At 35.8% G+C, this 18,910-nt stretch carries 15 protein-coding genes and 3 pseudogenes; 7 read left to right on the plus strand and 11 right to left on the minus strand.

The window, feature by feature from the left end; genetic code table 11:
• Positions 1-398: 398 nt before the first annotated feature.
• Positions 399-833 (plus strand): CBS domain-containing protein, encoded by a 435-nt coding sequence (locus tag QFZ31_RS06465; protein ID WP_307301815.1) that lies wholly within the window; start codon positions 399-401, stop codon positions 831-833.
• A 58-nt stretch (positions 834-891) separates the two neighbouring features.
• Positions 892-1,191, plus strand: a complete 300-nt coding sequence (locus QFZ31_RS06470) for an MTH1187 family thiamine-binding protein (protein ID WP_307301817.1) — start codon at positions 892-894, stop codon at positions 1,189-1,191.
• A gap of 330 nt (positions 1,192-1,521) precedes the next feature.
• On the opposite strand, the gene QFZ31_RS06475 is transcribed toward QFZ31_RS06470, so the two are convergent.
• Complete coding sequence (locus QFZ31_RS06475) at positions 1,522-2,382, minus strand: LysR family transcriptional regulator (protein ID WP_307301818.1); 861 nt, start codon at positions 2,380-2,382, stop codon at positions 1,522-1,524.
• A 123-nt stretch (positions 2,383-2,505) separates the two neighbouring features.
• Here QFZ31_RS06475 and QFZ31_RS06480 point away from each other — a divergent pair, with 123 nt between their 5' ends.
• Both QFZ31_RS06480 and QFZ31_RS06485 read left to right on the plus strand, forming a co-directional pair.
• Positions 2,506-3,696 carry a YbfB/YjiJ family MFS transporter gene (locus QFZ31_RS06480; RefSeq protein WP_307301819.1) on the plus strand — a complete coding sequence of 397 codons (1,191 nt, stop codon included), beginning with the start codon at positions 2,506-2,508 and terminating at the stop codon, positions 3,694-3,696.
• Entirely contained in the window at positions 3,690-4,775 is a 1,086-nt protein-coding gene (locus QFZ31_RS06485; RefSeq protein WP_307301820.1) for an NAD(P)H-dependent flavin oxidoreductase, read from the plus strand. Before QFZ31_RS06480 ends, QFZ31_RS06485 begins: the two co-directional genes overlap by 7 nt.
• A 275-nt stretch (positions 4,776-5,050) precedes the next feature.
• Here QFZ31_RS06485 and QFZ31_RS06490 read toward each other — a convergent pair whose 3' ends face one another.
• The 5 genes from QFZ31_RS06490 to QFZ31_RS06510 all read right to left on the minus strand — a co-directional run bounded on the left by QFZ31_RS06490 (position 5,051) and on the right by QFZ31_RS06510 (position 11,431).
• Positions 5,051-6,436 carry an IS1182 family transposase gene (locus QFZ31_RS06490; protein ID WP_307301821.1) on the minus strand — a complete coding sequence of 462 codons (1,386 nt, stop codon included), beginning with the start codon at positions 6,434-6,436 and terminating at the stop codon, positions 5,051-5,053.
• A 569-nt stretch (positions 6,437-7,005) separates the two neighbouring features.
• On the minus strand, positions 7,006-7,500 hold the full coding sequence (locus QFZ31_RS06495) for a hypothetical protein (protein ID WP_307301822.1): 495 nt from the start codon (positions 7,498-7,500) through the stop codon (positions 7,006-7,008).
• A 307-nt stretch (positions 7,501-7,807) separates the two neighbouring features.
• Positions 7,808-8,338, minus strand: coding sequence for a hypothetical protein (locus tag QFZ31_RS06500; RefSeq protein WP_307301823.1), 531 nt, complete (start codon positions 8,336-8,338; stop codon positions 7,808-7,810).
• A gap of 483 nt (positions 8,339-8,821) precedes the next feature.
• Entirely contained in the window at positions 8,822-9,022 is a 201-nt protein-coding gene (locus QFZ31_RS06505; RefSeq protein ID WP_168242950.1) for a cold-shock protein, read from the minus strand.
• Between the two features lie 1,077 nt (positions 9,023-10,099).
• Positions 10,100-11,431, minus strand: a complete 1,332-nt coding sequence (locus QFZ31_RS06510) for a CoA-disulfide reductase (RefSeq protein WP_307301825.1) — start codon at positions 11,429-11,431, stop codon at positions 10,100-10,102.
• 435 nt (positions 11,432-11,866) lie between these two features.
• Between QFZ31_RS06510 and QFZ31_RS06515 the strand changes: the two are divergent.
• Positions 11,867-12,027, plus strand: a pseudogene (locus QFZ31_RS06515) (IS110 family transposase); the annotation flags it as partial.
• 513 nt (positions 12,028-12,540) lie between these two features.
• Here the strand turns inward: QFZ31_RS06515 and QFZ31_RS06520 are convergent.
• From QFZ31_RS06520 to QFZ31_RS06530, 3 genes are all read right to left on the minus strand, one after another.
• Positions 12,541-13,833 carry a hypothetical protein gene (locus QFZ31_RS06520; protein WP_307301826.1) on the minus strand — a complete coding sequence of 431 codons (1,293 nt, stop codon included), beginning with the start codon at positions 13,831-13,833 and terminating at the stop codon, positions 12,541-12,543.
• 306 nt (positions 13,834-14,139) lie between these two features.
• Complete coding sequence (locus QFZ31_RS06525) at positions 14,140-14,436, minus strand: hypothetical protein (protein WP_307301827.1); 297 nt, start codon at positions 14,434-14,436, stop codon at positions 14,140-14,142.
• A 23-nt stretch (positions 14,437-14,459) separates the two neighbouring features.
• Entirely contained in the window at positions 14,460-14,798 is a 339-nt protein-coding gene (locus QFZ31_RS06530; RefSeq protein ID WP_307301829.1) for a DUF5655 domain-containing protein, read from the minus strand.
• Between the two features lie 166 nt (positions 14,799-14,964).
• Here QFZ31_RS06530 and QFZ31_RS06535 point away from each other — a divergent pair, with 166 nt between their 5' ends.
• On the plus strand, positions 14,965-15,267 hold the full coding sequence (locus tag QFZ31_RS06535; protein ID WP_307301830.1) for a hypothetical protein: 303 nt from the start codon (positions 14,965-14,967) through the stop codon (positions 15,265-15,267).
• Between the two features lie 336 nt (positions 15,268-15,603).
• A pseudogene (locus QFZ31_RS06540) lies at positions 15,604-16,842 on the plus strand (IS110 family transposase).
• Positions 16,843-16,981: 139 nt separating this feature from the next.
• Here the strand turns inward: QFZ31_RS06540 and QFZ31_RS06545 are convergent.
• Both QFZ31_RS06545 and QFZ31_RS06550 read right to left on the minus strand, forming a co-directional pair.
• Positions 16,982-17,980 (minus strand): aldo/keto reductase, encoded by a 999-nt coding sequence (locus QFZ31_RS06545; protein WP_307301832.1) that lies wholly within the window; start codon positions 17,978-17,980, stop codon positions 16,982-16,984.
• A 273-nt stretch (positions 17,981-18,253) separates the two neighbouring features.
• Positions 18,254-18,671, minus strand: a pseudogene (locus QFZ31_RS06550) (DltD domain-containing protein).
• Between the last annotated feature and the right edge of the window lie 239 nt (positions 18,672-18,910).

Raw genomic sequence — 18,910 nt, forward strand, 5'->3', positions numbered from 1 at the left:
TAGTAAGAAAGAGGGATTGACGAACCACCCCTTTATTGAGCATAAGTACCCATTACTTTAAGTGAATTTCTTACAATTCCAATTAATAAACGAAAAACAGCAATTCACAAAACAAAAATATCTGATGATTTATTATTATCATTTAAAATAACATTAGTTAAACGACCACGGGTGTTAAATGTGAATGACCCATACAAACATATCGTGACTGCTGAGTGTCATCGTCTTTTTTTGTCTTCTCCTGGTAGAACGTTTGTGTAGCAGGGAAAAAAACCTGGAATTATTGAATAATACATGCTTAATGACATTATTAGCGAAGATTAATGCCAGAAATCACGTTTAACCATATGGTGTGGCGGGTAGTAAATAAAATGAACCAACATAAAGGAGGAATGAGCATGAATGTCGCTGACGTAATGACTACCAATGTTGATAGCTGTAGTCCGGAAAGTACTTGTAAAGAGGTTGCTATGAAAATGAAAGAACTGGATGTGGGGGCCGTTCCAATTTGTGATAATGAAAAATTAGTAGGAATTGTAACCGACCGAGATATAGTTATAAAGGGATTTGTCAATAATCTTTCGAGTGACTCCATGATTTCTGAAATAGTAACCGACAATGTTGTAAAAGGAAGCAAAGAAATGTCAGTGGAAGAAGCGGTAAGACTCATGTCCCAGCACCAAATTCGCCGTCTCCCTATTGTGGAAGATGACAAATTGGTTGGAATCGTCTCTCTAGGTGATCTAGCTGTTAATAATCAGTCGACTTATGAAGCTGCACAAGCCCTTAAGAATATTTCGAATCCTGCCGAACCTAAACAATCAAACTTCTAATCAAAAGTCCAATGTATCCGATACGTGCCATTGGAAAAATAACAAAGGAGTGCCAAAAATGCCGTTATTAGAAATTAGTATTGTTCCCGTTGGAACAGATTCTCCAAGTTTCAGTACACAGGTAACCGATGAAGTAAGGGTCATTGAGAAAAAAGATTTAAAGTATGAGGTGACACCTACATCAACCATTTTAGAAGGCGACATCGACGATTTGTGGGAAGTGGCCAAAAAAATGCATCAAAAAGCACTCGAAGTGGGTCCGGAACGAATCGTTACCAATATCAATATTGACCATCGTACGGATAAACAAATGGATATGGATCAGCAAATTGAAAAGGTTGAGAAACATTTGGGTTAGGAAATCGCCTTCCAAGCGGAACCTTATATGTATCCCGTCAAATGAAATACTTCGACTACGGGTTCTTTTGATCGATTAGTTCAAAATGAAATCAAATAAGTAATCAGGCCTTTACGAACCAAGACATATTTTATGTTTTGGTTCGTAATGGCCTTTTTCTAAATACAGGTGCCTGTCACCGCCCGAATTACGGAGCTTATCTGATTCCTTCACTAAATGCCCCGTTAGTGGAACAACAAAAAGCTCTACTCCTTACTGAAGTAAAGCACCCATTAGTTTAAGTACATTTCTTCACAATCTTTTAGATCAAGATTACCCCTAACCTCTCATTTAGTCACTTAACATATTTATAAATTTTAATAATGATGAAGGTACATACTTATCTTTTCTATAAATGAATATTGTTTTGACTTTTCCAAATTGATTTGGAAGTGAATGCTGTCTTAGAGTTCCTTCTTGTATTTGTTTTGTTACAACGCTTTGTGGAAGCATACTTATACCTAGACCAGCAGATACACACCCAATTATTCCATCAAGGGTTCCAAATTCCATTACCTTTATAGGCATCACCCTCTCTGTGCGAAACCATTGTTCAAGCCTTTCTCGATAAGAACATCCAGTACGAAATACAAGCAATGTCCCTTTTTGAATATCTTCGATAGTAGATATTGGGGGATGAATTGTATCTGTTACGAGTACCAATTCCTCGTCAAAGACTTCCTTTTGAATGAGTTCAGAGTTTTCAATCGGTCCCGCAACAAATGCTCCGTCGAGTTCATACTGAAGCACACCTAGAATATTCTCTTCCGTAGAACCTGTTTTTAGGGTTAAGTCAACGTCGGGATAGTCTTTAAGGTACTTTGAAAATATGGCTGGTAACCGAACTGCGGCAGTTGTTTCCATAGAACCAATAATTAAAGGACCTTTTGGTGTTTGATCATCATTCATTACGTTTTTCGTTTCTTCTATAAGATGAAAAATTTTTTCCGTGTATGTTAACAACATGCTTCCTTTTGCTGTCAAAGCAGTCCCACGATTATGTCTATAAAATAAGGTTGTTTGAAGTTCCGTTTCTAATTGCTGTATTTTCATCGTGATATTAGATTGTGCATATTGAAGTTCTCTTGCTGCCTGTGAAATACTCCCCAGCTTTGCAACAGTCTGGAAAACTTTTAATGTTTGCAAATCCATCAAAATCCTCACCTCTTTTTTTGCCATCTGATTAACTGATAGCAAATATCAATATTATGTATTATTCAATATACCAGATAAGAGATATGATTTAAATATAATCATTTTATTGGAGGTTTTTATTTGAAGAAGCAATCTTTTCTTTTTTTAATAGGGGGAATACTGTCACTAATCATTGCTATGGGGATTGGAAGGTTTGCATATACTCCCATTCTTCCACTTATGCAAAAAGATCTATCTTTTTCGAATACAGTTGCTGGATATATAGCATCAAGTAATTACGCTGGATATTTGCTTGGAGCAATTTTATCAGGAGCGGTACCTTTGAAGAAGTTTCGAGTGATTATCTTAAAAATAAGTCTAATCATCAGTATCTTAACCACTGCCATAATGGGTCTAACATACTCTCATTTCATTTGGTATGTACTTCGATTTCTATCGGGGGTTTCCAGTGCTTATGTGTTGGTCCTTGCCTCAGGTATCGTGTTAGAAAAACTTGCTACTATAAACAAAACAAGTTGGTCTGGTTTATTTTATGGAGGGGTAGGTTTGGGAATCTGTTTATCCTGTCTTTTTATTCCGAGTTTAAACCATTTATATCAGTGGGAAGGTACATGGATCGGATTAGCTGTTGTCAGTGCAATCCTATCTATCTTCGTATGGCTATGGCTAGATGAAGCCTCCAACGTTGTTGAGTTAAAACATAAAGAAAATAATTTTGCAGTTGTCCCCCCAACTAAATGGCTCCTATGGTTGATTATTGCCTATGGTTTAGAAGGATTGGGTTACATTGTTACAGGAACATTTATCGTATCTATCGCTGAAAAGACCCCATCCTTTCATAATGATGCAACTTTAGTTTGGATGATGGTTGGTTTGGCTGCTATTCCATCCTGTCTCATCTGGTCTATACTAGCAAAAAAATGGGGCTTCGTTAAATCCTTAGTCCTTGCAATGGCATTACAATCCTTGGGAATGGCGATGCCAGCCTTTTGGGTTTCGAAAACTAGTTTTATCATAAGTGCTTTATTATTTGGAGCAACGTTTATGGGTATCACTACACTTGCTACAACATTGGGACGACAAATAAATCCATCTAATAGCAGTCGAACGATTGGCATTCTAACTGCTATTTTTGCTATTGGACAGTTGATTGGACCCATCCTTTCTGGAGTGTTATCATCATTCACTCATAATTTTAATACTGCTTTGATTGGAGCATCTACTGTCGTTTTAATTGGGGCGGGAATGCTTTTAAATGGAATTCAGTTTGAGAGGAAATCTTATGCAAAAGATGAGGGATACACATGTTAATTAATAAAATGACAGAAGTATTAAAAATAAAATATCCAATTATACAGGCTCCAATGGCAGGTGGAGTAACAACTTCGGAATTAGTCGCTGAGGTTTCAAATAGTGGTGGTCTAGGTATGATTGGAGCAGGTTATATGACCCCTATTCAAATTAGAAATCAAATAAGGGAGTTAAAGACACTAACATCAAATCCCTTTGGTATAAACCTATTTGTACCCAATGAGTTTGATGTTATAAATGATGACATTAAATCAGCTAATCAGTTATTAAACCCTATTCGTGAGCAACTAAATTTACCTCAAAAAGATAGCTTTGAAATTCCTGAATTTAATAATGTCTATGAAACATTTATTGAACAAATTAAGGTGGTAATTGAAGAAAATGTCCCGATCTGTTCTTTTACATTTGGCATTCCGTCTGAAAAAGTAATTTCTGAGTTAAAAAAATCTGACATTATTCTAATGGGAACAGCAACGACTGTTAGAGAAGCAGTTGAAAATGAGAAAGCAGGAATTGATATTGTCGTTGTTCAAGGCAGTGAAGCTGGTGGACATCGAGGGAACTTTATCGATGATTATAAAGTGAGTTTAGTTGGTTCAATGTCATTAATTCCGCAGGTCGTTGACAATGTAAGTATTCCAGTAATAGCTGCTGGAGGTATTATGGATGGAAGAGGGTTGATGGCTTCTGCCTGCTTAGGTGCAAATGGTGTACAAATGGGGACAGCTTTCTTGACTTGTATTGAAAGTGGAACACATAAAGTACATAAAGACGCTGTTATGAATATCACGGAGGAAGATACAGTATTAACTCGTTCATTTTCGGGTAAATGGGCGAGAGGAATTACAAATAATTTTATTTTGGGTATGCAGAGCAACGAATGGTATTTACCAGACTTCCCCGTTCAAAACACATTAACCCAGGATATTAGAAAGGTCGCCGCCTCAAAGAATAATAAAGAATTTATGTCACTATGGTCTGGTCAAAGTTCAAGATTAGCTAAACAACAAACTGTAAAATTATTAATCAAAAATATAATGTCAGAAGCAGAAAAAATAAAAATAAAAATAAATATGTGATTAAGGAGCAAAATTGCTCCTTTTTATAGTTTCATTTTTAATTAACCTGCATCTTTAGCTCAAAAACAAAAAGGCTGTTGTAACAGCCACAGATTGTCGAGAAAGGTATCTTTCTCGGCAATTTTTATTTTTCTGCCTGCCCAAAGGCCTGTTGATTTCCGCTCCAGGTGCTTCGCTTTCCGCGGGCGTGCCGGGGAGCCTCCTCGGCGCTTAAGCGCCTGTGGGGTCTCCCCAGCCCCGTACTCCCGCAGGAGTCTTCGCACCTTCCGCTTCAATCAACAGGGAGAAATAACCAAGAGATTGCCACACACTTTTTCCAAACTTGCTAAGTATGTGGCAATCTTTTTCATGTTTTGGCATGCTGCGGTGAGTAACACTTGCTCACTCGCATTGTGCAATCCCCGTAACCTGCAATAGCGAAGCCCATGCAGTTCTTTTGAATCTGCGAAGCTTCGCTCTACTTTTTCTTTTCTAAATTTATATAGTATTTTACCTGACTTTGAAAGTCTGTTAAGTCGAACCTTTTCCTTATGTTCCTCCCAAACATGTCTGGTAACTACTTTTGTTTTATTTTGAGATTTTGTACACTCCGGGAGGAGTGGGCAGTTAGTACACTTTTTAGGATCTGACTTATATTCCCGATAACCTTCTCTTGTAGTTGTACGATATTGTAACTCCTGACCATTTGGACAAACATACAAATCTCTATCTTTGTCATATGTAAACTTCCATTTAGGAAATAACCCTTTTGTTGATTGATATCTTCTGTGAGCGATAACTCCAAAAATATTGCGTTCATTAAGTCCCTTACAAATCGGATTTGTCAGGTAACCCGAATCAAGTGCCACAGCTTCTACTTTAAATCCAAAACGTTCGACCTGACGGTCTAACCGTGAAAGATAGGGGACAGAATCGTGAACATTTCCTGGTGTAACATACGCATCAGTTATGATGTTGAACTTCATGTCGGTAGTTCGATGATCAAGATAACAGAACATCTCCTGTTTATTCTCTCGTGACATAAACCCGCATTCAGGATCAGTTGTGCTCAGTCGTATTTCCTTTTTCTCGGTCACCTCCTCCTTTTCCTTTAAAGGCTTTTTTCCATGATCTCTCCTGTCTTCCTCAATAGCTTTGTTTAAATCTTCTACATATTCACGTGTTTCAACTTCCACTTCAACTCTAGAGAATTTATGTTTGTTTGCATTCGCTTTAAGGTGTGTGGAATCGGAAAATAAAACTCTTCCTCCAACCATCTTGTGGTTAATTGCTTTGAAGACAATCTCATCAAAAATTTCCTGAAATATATTTGTATCTTTAAAACGGGTTCGCCGATTCCAACTAATGGTGGAATGATGGGGAACTGTATCGTTTAGCTTTAATCCTAAGAACCATCGATAGGCCACATTCGTCTGAATTTCACGCTCTAATTGTCGTTCAGAACGAATGCCATAAAAATATCCGATAAACATCATCTTAAAGAGCTGTATAGGGTCCGAAGGACGCCCGTTATTTTCTGAATAAAAAGGACGGACCTTCTCACCAATAAAAGAAAAATCAATATACTTGTCCACCTTCCTTAATAGGTGATCTTGCGGTACTAAATCATCAATAAAAACAAATTCAGCTTCGTTTTGTATTTCTCTTTTTGGCTTATACATTCTATCCACCGTCCTGTTATTTATATGTATATTATAGCATATTAACGCGGTGAATCATTAAAGTAATTACAAAAAATCATAGCTGTCGAGATTTTCTCGACAGCCTGAGCCTGTTGTAACAGCCACTTCTAAGTTCAAACATCCTTTAATTCAATATCTATCCCAGTAGATTAGTGAGATAATATATAAAAACGTAAAGTCCCAACGACCCCATACTAAATGATATTACTGCAATTGATAAATAAGGATTGTAGCCCTTTTGTATTCTAGTACGTATAAAATAAAAAATAGATAATAATAAACTAACTATAAACGTACCGAGCCATAAATTATTTAATAATGACGCCCCAAAGAAAGCAAGAAAACTTACTATGTAGGAAATATTAATCAAAAGCAAAAATATTAAGATAACTTTTCCCAAAATGTCTCTCCTCCGTTTCTTCCATATCCAAATTTTAACATAAAGTTCTTCCTTCTTGAAGTAAACTGCCCCTTTAGCTGAACAAGAAAATAGACCGCCGAAGCGATCTCATTTTAAACTTAAGAAACTGCTGTTTAGCGTTGTAATATTAAAACTTTTTAATGAATTTTAGAATTCGAGAAATATTGTTTTGTTTAATATTCTCTATAACAAATTGAAAACCATATAGGAGAAAACCTCTAATAGTAAGTAATAATGTCAATTGGATTGGTTTCATCTTAACTAAAGAAACTATTCCTAATCGTTTTAATAATTTTATTCCTGGAAAAGCAAACAAGATATGACCAATTGCATTGGTAATCGTAAATAATTTTAACTTGCCATAAGTAAGTTTTAAAATCCATAGAGATGATAGAAGGTAGGGACCCAAAATAAAAGGAATATCTCCTGATATTTTAGGATGAATACTATTATAAAACTTCCACCAATTTCGTTTCTTTGCAGTAATGTTATTTATTTTTACGACACAACTAATAAGTATAGTTGCTGGAAGAAAGCGTTTTATTGTACTTCGTCCCAAAAGTGGGATTGAAAACCATGGAAGAATCATCATAAGGATTAATAAAAATCTTGAATGCCTCACTATTAATCCACCTCCTATTTCTTTAGGATGTGCAAAAATAAAATAATACCAATTATATTTTCACTTTTCCCATAAAATCAGTGATTGAAAAATAGACTTAATTAAACTTAATCAAAGTATTTTTATTCATTTCCTTCTTCAACTAACCTACCAGTTTAGTGCAATAAGAAAAGCTGCCAAAATGACAGCTTGATTTTGAGCCTCAGCCCCGTTTAGTTGAGTAGGATTCAGGGGATAGACCCTTAATGGATCAAATATACCTCCTCATTAAGAAATTAACTGTCTAAAAAGACTATTCAAATCTTATCTAGCTGTCTTTATCATGATTAGGTTCTAAGGGATGATGATGAGGAGTAGGGGAGTTATTACGATGAATTACCACAAAGTCAGCATGTCGGAAAAACATTGTTGGTTCTGCCTCATTCAGAGAACTGCCACCATCAGATGAAAAACCACCTGTGACACAGATTTGAATTAAGTCTCTTGATGATTTATCTACGTTTCCACTAATTGATATGATCAATACTAGTTGGTCGTTTGAAGCCGTATTACTGTTGTTAATTGGCAAAGGAGGGACAACCGATTGAGAGAGCATAACTGCTGAATTTGGTTCAACTCTGATTAGTGCTGGTGGGTGTATCAGAGTACAAGGTGATGGTAGGTGAATTGTGTAGGATGAGTGAATCGCATTTGGTTGAGTGAAGACTTGGTGAATCTTTAATGTTACCGTCAACATTCGATTACTCAAATTTGTAAAGCTTATAAAAAAGAAGTTGACAGGATTTCCGTTGCATGTACGCCTGGGAACCACAAAGGGTCCCGTACTTAATGTTGCCATAGCAAACACAACCTTTCAAAAAAATCTATTATCTAGTATATTGAGTGCAAAAATCGTAATTATTGACAGGGACAAGTTATCTAGTTAATCTGTACAATTATTGATATTCACCTATTGTATAGTACCGTTCAACATAAAAATTGAAAAATGTTTTATTATTTTTATTTCCATTCTTCAACTCCAAAACCTACAACGTTAGCTCAACAAAGAAAAAGAGCTGCCGTAGCAACTCATTGTTAAACTCTAGCCCCCGTTAGTCGAATTACACCAATAAAGATGGACAATTTTGCCACTCTCTTCATAAGCACTTTAAAATGTTTATTTAAAGGTAATTAGGAGAATCCTTGATAATATGGTACACTTTGTTTACCATTTGATTTACTTGTTTACATGTGCCCTTCTCATTCGTGAGTGGGGCTCCTTGTTTTTAAAAGGAGAAAAAAACAGACTCTATAAAGAGCCTGCTTTAGTTTGTTCTTATTATTAAGCTTTACGCACGTTAGCCGCTTGAGCTCCACGTTGACCTTGCTCAACGTCAAAAGAAACTGTTTGACCTTCGTCTAAAGATTTGAAACCTTCGCCTTGGATAGCTGAGAAATGAACGAATACGTCTTCTCCGCCTTCACGCTCGATAAATCCGAAACCTTTTTCTGCGTTAAACCATTTTACTTTACCTTGTTCCATTTTGTTTCCTCCTGCTGTGTGCTTTGCACACAATGTGTTACTATCCTTGCACTCAGTGATCATCAAGACGAAAAGTTAATCTTATACTATCCTTTACACCGATCAAAAATAATTCTTCTAAAGTTTAACATTTTTTAAAAATATTTGCAAGAAGACATAAATGCAACCACATTTGCCACTCCTGAATTTTTACAACTAGTTTGGATTCTTATGTTGTTATTATACAAGTAAAGCACCCGTCACTTTAAGTGGAATCCTTCACAAACTTTAAGTTGCCGAAAACCCGTCATTTCGACGGGTTAAAATTTTTATTTTAATTTTTATATAGGCAATACTTTTAATTCAGAGATTATTTTTTGGTCAAAGGAAACTTTTTTGATGGAGTAAAATATAATAAGAGTAAAGGGAGTGATACAGGTGTCTCCAACTAAACGAATAAAGAAAAAAATCTTATTAAATTCCTACTTATGTAAAAAGTTAGGGATTATTAGTGACCAAGAATATAATACAATTTTAAATAATTTCAGTTCTCACTAAAAATTAAATTTAGATGAATTAGACGTCAAGTAAAAGTGGTTGTAAAACCATTTTTAATCTGAAGACAAATATTTTTTTATCTAAATGCATATTTATTATGGGGTCTATTTTCTAAAATGATTATTTATTTTATATGTAATATAAATATTTTTAAAAAAAGGGAGCACTTGAAAACAAACGAGTTCGAGTGATTCTTTTTTTTATTCTAAAGTGCCTGTTAATTTATGTGCTAAAAATATGAGAAATTAAACAGCTATTTATGTTTTCCTTCTCGAACAGAACGTGTTAAGAATACATCCGATCCTTTATTATTGAAGATATTTTAAAGTTTGCCCTTCCTTCTTCAACTATACTGCCACGTTAATTTAATTGTAATATTTCTCATAATTCTAGTCGTATTCTTCCTGGTCTACTTAATATCCTCTAAATCTGAAAAAAAGAGACACATTCCTTATTAGGAAATGCGCCTGATTGCTGAAGATTGTTAATAAGGAAAAGCACCCCGATAGTACATTATATAGTTAATAGTTAGTATTAAAGCTACTTTACTCTTCTAGCTGCTTGCTGAATAGGATCCCATACACCATTATATGGAGGTGCGTACGCAAGATCTAAATCAAGCAGCTCATCGGTTGTCATCGAATGGAATATTGCAGTTGCTAGAACATCGATTCGTTTGTCGATCCCATTTTCCCCAATAATTTGCCCACCAAGAACTTTATGTGTTTCTTTATGATAGACAAGTTTCAATTTCATTTTTTTATTATTAGGATAATATCCAGCGATATCTGTCGATATAATTGTTACAGAACCACATGGGATGTTCAGCAGTTTTGCCTCTGTTTCTGTTATTCCTGTTCTACCTAAAGTTAAATCAAAAAATTTTATGATTGAAGTGCCTACAACACCTTTAAATGTTTTATGTATATTAACGATGTTTAATCCGGCGATTTGACCTTGCTTATTGGCATGTGTTCCCAATGGGACATGATCATCCATTTCTTTTACTCGATGATATTGTGTTGCACAATCTCCTGCAGCATAGATATCTTTAATACTTGTTTGCATATACGCATTTACTTGAATAGAACCATTAACACTTGTTTTGATTCCAGTCCCTTCTAAAAATAATATATTTGGCTTCACACCTATAGCGACTAATACTAAATCTGTTTCATACTTCCCTTTATCGGTTTTCACATATTCAACATGCTCACTACCACGGAATGCTTCAACAGATTCACCCATTTTTAACACAATGTTTTGCTTCACTGCTTCTTCATGGATAAGTTCTGCCATTTCTTTATCAAAAATTTTTGCTAATTGCTCATTTCTTTCAATGATTGTTACCTTCTTGCCGAGCTCCGCAAAACTTTCAGCCATTTCGAGTCCAATGTATCCGCCACCAATAACTGTCACATTTTTTATATCTTTCTCAAGATAATCCATGATTGTCTTTGCATCAGGAATTGCCTTTAATGTGAAGACACCTGGAAGTTTAACACCCTCCCACTTTGGAATGACCGGGCCTACGCCGGTCGCAATAAGAAGGCGGTCATACGGAAGGCTAAACGTTTCACCATTACTATGGTTTATTCCACTTACCATTTTATTTTCCGTGTCTACCTTTTGGACTTCATGATATACTCGTGCATCAATGCCATATTTCTCTTTAAAAGTAGACTGTGTACGTGCTATTAACTTATCTGTTGACTCTATCTTCCCACTGATCACATAAGGTAGGCCACATTGTCCGTACGAATACACTCCACCCTTTTCTAAAACAGTGATTTCATGTCCAGAACTGTTTCGTACAATTTGCATTGCAGCACTCATCCCTGCTGCATCTCCACCAATAATAAGTACTTTCATACTCATCCCTCCTTTCTTTATTTTCCATTTATTACTGATTTTTAAACATGAAGAAAGATTTATCCCCATATAGGGGTAGCGTCAGGAAAATGCGGATTAACGCTTAGTAAATTCAATATATAAAAGTAGAATTCCTGTAAAGGAACCGACTTTTAGTATTTTCTTTGTTAAACTAAAGCACCAGTTCGTAATATAAGGTTAGCCAGATTTTCTGGTTGACCTTTTTGTTTATGGTTTTATTATTACGGTAGTCGGGGTAAAACGTCGCACCCGTGGGACTCGATTCCGTCAACTAAACTGTTCACCCCCCTACTTGTATAAACATGTTTCAGGCTGGTTGGGACCATGATCCCGTTTAACAAGCGAACCTATGACATTACAAGGATCTTTAGGGGTTACCGACTAATTTGTATTTCTATGAGGAGGAGAAAATTAATGAATCCATTGATTGGTCTGGATGTATCAAAAGGAGAAAGTCAGGTTCAAGCGTTTTTAGATAAAGTTAAACACATCGTAAGAGTTTTAGTATTACACACGATCTTCAAGGTTTAGGAAATTTATTAGAGTTCCTTCAAGATGTGGAGAAGGCTGCTGGTGGTCATCAAAATTAATTCCTTTTTTCCATCTTTGTTAATGTCTTCGTAAAATAGTTCTGGGGGCATAGGAGGATTTGTAACACTCATCCAAAAAGGTCTGAAGTAAGTATCTCCTTTAAAATCAATATTGAAGTCTTGATATAACCCGTTCATTTTCTTAGCGTACTAGACTATTTCTTCTTTAGTTAGCTTCGATACCACTTCAAATCCTTCGTTTGTAGCACTTACACTTTTTGGCACAACAAAGAGAATAAATACAGACACTAAGATAACGTATGTTTTCATAGTATCCACCTCATTTTATTGTTCCCTGAGATGATTTCTTATTCAACTATCCTGCTCCGTTAATACAATAAGAGCTTCTAAATGGTTTTGTATAGTTATAAGCAAATATACAGTATCCCTCACTTTGAGAATGACTAATGATGTTTAATAGTCATACTGGTAAAACATACATCATTGATTTGCCAGTAAAAAATGAGCTTGGAGCAAATTCCAAGCTCATTTAGGCGTTTAAAGATCCCATGCAAGTTGCTCAATTGTTTGTTTCTTCGTTTGGGCAATAAGATCTTTGCCCCGTTTTCCTTTATTATATCGCTGTAATAGTGTAGTGAGTCGTATGCCAGTTTCTTTTGACCAGTCAGATAAGGACTTGGTAACCCCATCGATTTCAACTAGAATGATTTTTCGATTATACGCAAAAAGGTCCTCTCCCCTAATACCAGATTTGTAGCGTTTGCTAATCACTGTATCTGATATACCCTTTTCTCTAGACCACTCTTTAATGGTCTTGGTTTCATTACCTACTGTAATATACACTTTATGAACACCAACAGGTAATAATAGGTCTTTTTCATCCCAACCCGACTCTATTCTATACCTTAAGGCTTTGGGACCTATCCCTGTGATCTGTGACCATTCTGCAATTGTATTGGTTTCTCCGTTAATGGTGATATAACGGTTGTACCTTGTGTTGTTACCCTGTTCCTTAGTGGTTGCCCAACGGCAATTTGTAGGTTCATAGTTGCCGTTTACATCTTTCCTATCCAGTGTTAAATACTCTTCGTACCCATTGTCTATTGCCCACTGATAAAAGTTTTCAAACTTATTTCTCCATTCCTCACAAACAGTTATACCTCTGGCTCCGTAATTTTTGTAGTCCTTGCTGTTCTGACGATGACAACGGGCTTTCATGGTATCCCATATATTATGTAAGCGAGTATTAGTCATATGATGTGTACCTGATGCTTTATTTCGTTCCTTCAACAAATCAATTGCAAAGCAGCCACAACTCTTTGTGGTTCCTCTTAATAAACTTGTATAATGTACTGTTGATGTGGTACCACAATCACAAACGCACTTCCAATAACCATCTTCTTTAGCATTTTCCAACACAAGCAATCTTTCGAAACGTCTTCCTGTTAGATTTTGGCTTTTCATACATTTTCCACATGAGTGGGAACCTCTTTTTTGTAGTATAGTTCCCCTTACTAATCGAATGTTGCCACATTCACATCTACATTCCCACATGGTTCTGTAACTATTTTTCTCGTGTATTTTAACTGACTTTATAACTGTTAACTTACCAAATTGTTGTCCAATGGATATGTCTACTTGTAAACACCCGTTACAGGTTTTAGTTTTTCCAGATGTCAAAGAAGAACCATCGACTACTTTTTGTTTACCACAATCACACATACAATTCCACTTCGTACGAAACTTCCCATCACCTATGGGAACTCTTACAGCATTTAGTACAGTTAATTTACCGAACCGTTCCCCTGTAATATCACGTAATTTTCTCATTTCCGTTTATTCTCCATCACGATTTCACCTAGAAATATATTAAGTTGCCTACTATTCTACTATATCAAATAGAGGGAATTTGTAAATCATGGTAAAATCAAAAGATAAAAAATTCGATCATTTTTGTATCATTACATACGTTGAATACTGTAGATATTCATACTACATATAACTGCCACGTTAGTCGAATAAGGAATTCCTGGACTTAATCTTAGTCAATTAATTCAACAAAAAAGGGGGTCAATCCTTCTGGATCAACGCACCCGTAAGATCAATAAGATTATAGTTATGACCCCTCAAACCCTCTTAGCCAATACAGCCTCCAATAATAGCTCCTCCGATTACTCCTAAGAGAATGATTGGTAAATAGGCTTTTGTAATAAGTGCGTCTGGGAGGCTAATTAACAATCCTATCAATACTCCTTTTGTCCAACCATCCATAGGAAGAACAGTTACTGATATCAAGAAACCAATCGTAAAACGATTTATAAAAGAACCAATAATAGCAGTACGTTTATCTTCGAATTTCATCGGAAGCATTATTATTACAGATATTAAACCAAATATTAGACCAGATATAATTCCTAAGAAAATACTGCCCATGGTATTAAATTTCCTTTCTGTAACTAACTCATCAATTGATAGGATTCTTTTAAAAGAATTAAAAACTCTTTAGTTAGTTCGTCTACACTATGAAATCTAAAGTTATTGTGAAATCTGTTTTTGGAAACTTGTTCAATCTTCGTTATCTTCTGGTGTTCAATTTGATGGTTTGTTACTAAATTAAATTCTAACCATTTCTTTTTTGGATGAACTCCTCCAAAGGAAGATTTATTTAAAAGATGTATAGAAGTCTTTTTAAACTCAATTTCAAACGGTCCTATTTCTTTCAATGAATCGAGTATTTTTGAATATATTTCATAAACATTAGATGCCTTATTTGAGAATAATTCATCTTCTGACATTTGGCCCTCACCTACACTTTCACCTTAACATATTAAATTATATTACCTTTATTTTGCTTCTTTTTACTTCATTTTACCATCAACATTATTCCACTAACCTGCACCTTTAGTTCAACAAGATTAAAGCTGTATTGTCAAATCCTGTCTGTAATTAAATGGAAAATTTGTGAATCTGGAGAAAAAACTCTTTTCAACTTCGGTTTTAATCGATACAATTCCTATTAATGAGGTAGGGATAGTAGATGTTTCAGGAATGTCTTTGTATGAAAAATTACCAAGTGATTTTTTGATTCAATTTTATTATGAAGTGCAAAAAATGATTTCAAAAGGTTTAGTTTCTAAAAATATGTATTATGAATTAGGACTTATAATTGCAGCTGCGTCAAGAAGAGGGATACTATTGGATAAGCCAAAAGATTTTAAACAGCACATTGTCCACGAACTATTAATGGAATTCCACCGTGATTGATAAATAGTTATCGTAAGAGGTCTTCCATCTAACAAACAAAAAAGCCACTGATAAAAGTCAGTGGTTTCTTAAACTAAAGCACCCGTTCGTAATATGAGGTTAGCCAGATTTTTCTGGTTGACCTTTTTGTTTATGGTCTTATTATTACGGTAGTCGGGGTAGAACGTCGCACCCGTGGAACTCGATTCCGTCAGCTAAACTGTTCACCCCCTACTTGTATAAACATGTTTCAGGCTGGTTGGGACCATGATCCCGTTTAACAAGCGAACCTATGACATTACAAGGAGCATTAGGGGTTACCGACTAATTTGAATTTCTAGGAGGAGGAGAAAATTAATGAATCCAGTGATTGGTCTGGATGTATCAAAAGGAGAAAGTCAGGTTCAAGCGTTTTTAAATAAAGGTAAACCATATCGTAAGAGTTTTGGTATTACTCACGATCTTAAAGGATTAGGAAGTCTATTAGAGTTCCTTCAAGATGTTGAAAAGGCTGCTGGTGGTCATCAACCTTCGGTTGTTTTAGAATCAACTGGTTATTATCTTATTCCCGTTATTCAGTTTCTAGAGGAACAAAATTATGTTTATATTATCGTCAATCCTCTTATCTCTCATAGAGCCAAAAGCTCAAGCCTTCGAAAAGTAAAAACCGATGCAATTGATGCTTATCACCTTTGTGAACTGTTTTATAAAGAGGAATTAGAGCCTTACAAGAAGCGTGGTGTCCAACTATTAAACCTTCGTAATCTGACAAGACAACAAGAGAGTATTGCGGAAATATCAGCTAAAACAAAGATACAGCTGCATTCTTTAATTGATCAGGTTTTTCCTTAGTATCGAGGGGTGTTTGGAAGCCTATATTCGAAAGTATCTTTGCTTACTTTACTAGAATTCCCTACTTCTAAAGCTGTATTAAGTGTGAGTGAAAAAAAGTTAACGGATAAAATAGCTTCATTATGTATGAGTCGTTCGGAGTCATGGGCAAAGGAAAAGGCACAGAAGTTAAGAGAAGCAGCCCTTCGTGATCCTTTTCAAAACAATCTCTACGATAGTCATATTTTTAACCTTGAAATCTTGGTTAAGATTGTTCTTCAATACCAAGAGCATTTATCCAATATTGCCGATGAAACAGATGCCCTCGCTAGTGAAATTGAAGAATATGAGATCCTTCAATCTATCCCTGGAGTTGGAGAAAAAATCGCTGCCACGATTATTTCTGAAATCGGAGAGATAGATCGGTTTAATGATGCCAAGAAGTTAGTTGCATTCGCTGGAATAGATCCTAGTGTGTACTCTTCTGGAAAGTTTACTGCATCGGTAAACCGAATAACCAAACGTGGTTCGTGTAGGCTTCGCCACGCCTTGTATATGGCTGTTCAAAGTGGAATTCGGGATTCTCGTAAAAAGAAAACAACTGATGAGATCATTCCACGCAATAGAAGACTACGAGAGTTTTACGATAAGAAACGAGAAGAAGGAAAACCATTTAGAGTAGCCATCATTGCTTGTGTAAATAAACTCATACATTGGATATATGCCTTACTAAAAAGCAGAACAACTTTCCAAGATATAGCTTAAAACCTATATCTAACTAAATACAACAAAACCTTCCAATTAGATTAGAGTAGATCGGAAGGTTATTTGGCATGGACTTTTTTAGTATATCATGAGTCTAATAAACTTTTTATTGAAAAGTATTGACAAACTATTAGCTGGTTTAGTTGATAAACCATTTTTCCCGCGGTATAGGGAAGTATTCACCAGCCACAAGTTCTGGAGGTACGGCTTCTTCGATTCGTAAAAGGTCGTCTGAACTTAAATTCAGTTCAAGTGCACCGAAGGAATCCTGAAGTTGTGATCTCTTTCTTGCTCCAACCAATGGGATAACATCTTCACCCCGAGATAGAACCCATGCGATAGCAAGCTGCGCAACAGTTACTTGCCTTTCTTTAGCAATTGTACGCAATGCCTCAACAAGGGCTAAATTCTTTTGGAGATTTTCGCTAGTAAACCGTGGAGCCTTCCGACGCTTATCATCCGTACCTAACTCTCGATCTTTTGACCATGTACCGCTCAACAACCCTCTAGAGAGAACACCGTAAGCTGAAAGCGAAATGCCTAATCCCCGTAAAGTGGGCAAAATATTTGATTCGATGCTCCGATTAAATAGTGAGTATTCCATTTGTAGCCAACTAATAGAATGTACAGCGTGTGCACGCCGAATTGTATCCACTCCTACTTCAGAAAGACCAATGTAACGTACATATCCCTTCTTTACCAAATCGGCAATTGCACCAACCGTTTCTTCAATTGGTATGTTTGGATCGATGCAGGCTGTGCCTGGTTGATAAAGATCGATGTATTCAACACCTAGTCGAAGTAGTGTATCCTCAAGGAAATTCTTTACTGTATGAGGGTGGTTATTACTCTTTCGATGACTCTTGCCCTGAGAATGTAGCTTGCCATCGAATTTTACTGAAATGAATGCATTTTCCCGTTGGACTCCTTGAAATGCTTCACGTAGAAGTAATTCATTGTGTCCATCGCCATAGAAATCCCCTGTATCGAAGAGTGTAATGCCTTCCTCCATTGCCGCGTGGATTGTTGCAATGCTTTCCCTTCGGTCAGCATTACCATATAGCCATGACATCCCCATACAACCGAGACCAATCTCTGAAACTAGTGGACCGTTATGACCAATTCCACGCTTTTTCATTGGTATATTCCCCCTATCATCTTCAATTAAAAATATATGTGAATTTCCCCCACCGTATTCTAAGTAAACCAATCTGTAACCAGTTTCGTTCCGAAACCCTATTCCACCCTTGCATTTTTCTTAATAATTCTTTCTTTACTAAAATCAAAATTCCTTTATTTTATGATACTTATTGTTAGCTAAACTGCACCTTTAGCACAACAAAAAAAGAGACCGCGGCAGCGATCCCACCTTAAACTCTTGCACCCGTTAGTTCAATAATTATAATATATCTCACTTATTCTTTTTGTTATAGTTCCAACTCTTTTGTATTTTCCGAATATAAATAATTTGACCGATATGATATGCATTATGTGTCGTTACACTCCCTAATACTTCCCACCAATTAGTATCGGAGAACCCTTGAACATCACTTTCTAGTTGTTCTTTCGTTAATATTTCTTGCCAATGTAAAAGAACTTCTAAAAGTTGTTTTTAAAGTTCATAGATCTTTATACCTCGTTTGCCACGTTTCATTCCAATAAAGCAAATGCTGTACAATTTCGGCAATACTATTACTTTCTTCACCCACCTTCCAAAAAGCTTCTACCTCTGTCAAATTTTTAACAGATTCTGAAAATGGTATGTACCAACTTTGCTCGTTTGTATTAGCTAACAACTGGTCAGACAAAACATCTTTTGGGTGAAACATACCTCATACACGCCTACTTAAGGATTATCAGAATTTATATGCTACTTTATCTATTTATAATCATTCTCTTTCATATGGTTATTCCCCTCTTTTATTAACTCTTTCCTCACTTCAATAAGAAAAAGCGATCCTTCGTATTGAAGAATCGCACCTGGTAGTTTAATAATAACCACAATTTTTTCTTTTTTAAAGATTACATTTACAAAGGTCTACTCTCCCACCATGCGAGCAACAAACAG

It is taken from the genome of Neobacillus niacini (assembly GCF_030817595.1).
Taxonomy (GTDB): Bacteria; Bacillota; Bacilli; order Bacillales; family Cytobacillaceae; genus Neobacillus; species Neobacillus niacini_G.

Excerpts from the sequence above, each read along its gene's own strand:
- QFZ31_RS06465 (WP_307301815.1), top strand. The coding sequence starts at position 399 with ATGAATGTCGCTGACGTAATGACTACCAATGTTGATAGCTGTAGTCCG.
- QFZ31_RS06470 (WP_307301817.1), top strand. The coding sequence starts at position 892 with ATGCCGTTATTAGAAATTAGTATTGTTCCCGTTGGAACAGATTCTCCA.
- QFZ31_RS06475 (WP_307301818.1), bottom strand. The coding sequence starts at position 2,382 with ATGGATTTGCAAACATTAAAAGTTTTCCAGACTGTTGCAAAGCTGGGG.
- QFZ31_RS06485 (WP_307301820.1), top strand. The coding sequence starts at position 3,690 with ATGTTAATTAATAAAATGACAGAAGTATTAAAAATAAAATATCCAATT.
- QFZ31_RS06490 (WP_307301821.1), bottom strand. The coding sequence starts at position 6,436 with ATGTATAAGCCAAAAAGAGAAATACAAAACGAAGCTGAATTTGTTTTT.
- QFZ31_RS06500 (WP_307301823.1), bottom strand. The coding sequence starts at position 8,338 with ATGGCAACATTAAGTACGGGACCCTTTGTGGTTCCCAGGCGTACATGC.
- QFZ31_RS06505 (WP_168242950.1), bottom strand. The coding sequence starts at position 9,022 with ATGGAACAAGGTAAAGTAAAATGGTTTAACGCAGAAAAAGGTTTCGGA.
- QFZ31_RS06510 (WP_307301825.1), bottom strand. The coding sequence starts at position 11,431 with ATGAAAGTACTTATTATTGGTGGAGATGCAGCAGGGATGAGTGCTGCA.
- QFZ31_RS06520 (WP_307301826.1), bottom strand. The coding sequence starts at position 13,833 with ATGAGAAAATTACGTGATATTACAGGGGAACGGTTCGGTAAATTAACT.
- QFZ31_RS06525 (WP_307301827.1), bottom strand. The coding sequence starts at position 14,436 with ATGGGCAGTATTTTCTTAGGAATTATATCTGGTCTAATATTTGGTTTA.
- QFZ31_RS06530 (WP_307301829.1), bottom strand. The coding sequence starts at position 14,798 with ATGTCAGAAGATGAATTATTCTCAAATAAGGCATCTAATGTTTATGAA.
- QFZ31_RS06545 (WP_307301832.1), bottom strand. The coding sequence starts at position 17,980 with ATGAAAAAGCGTGGAATTGGTCATAACGGTCCACTAGTTTCAGAGATT.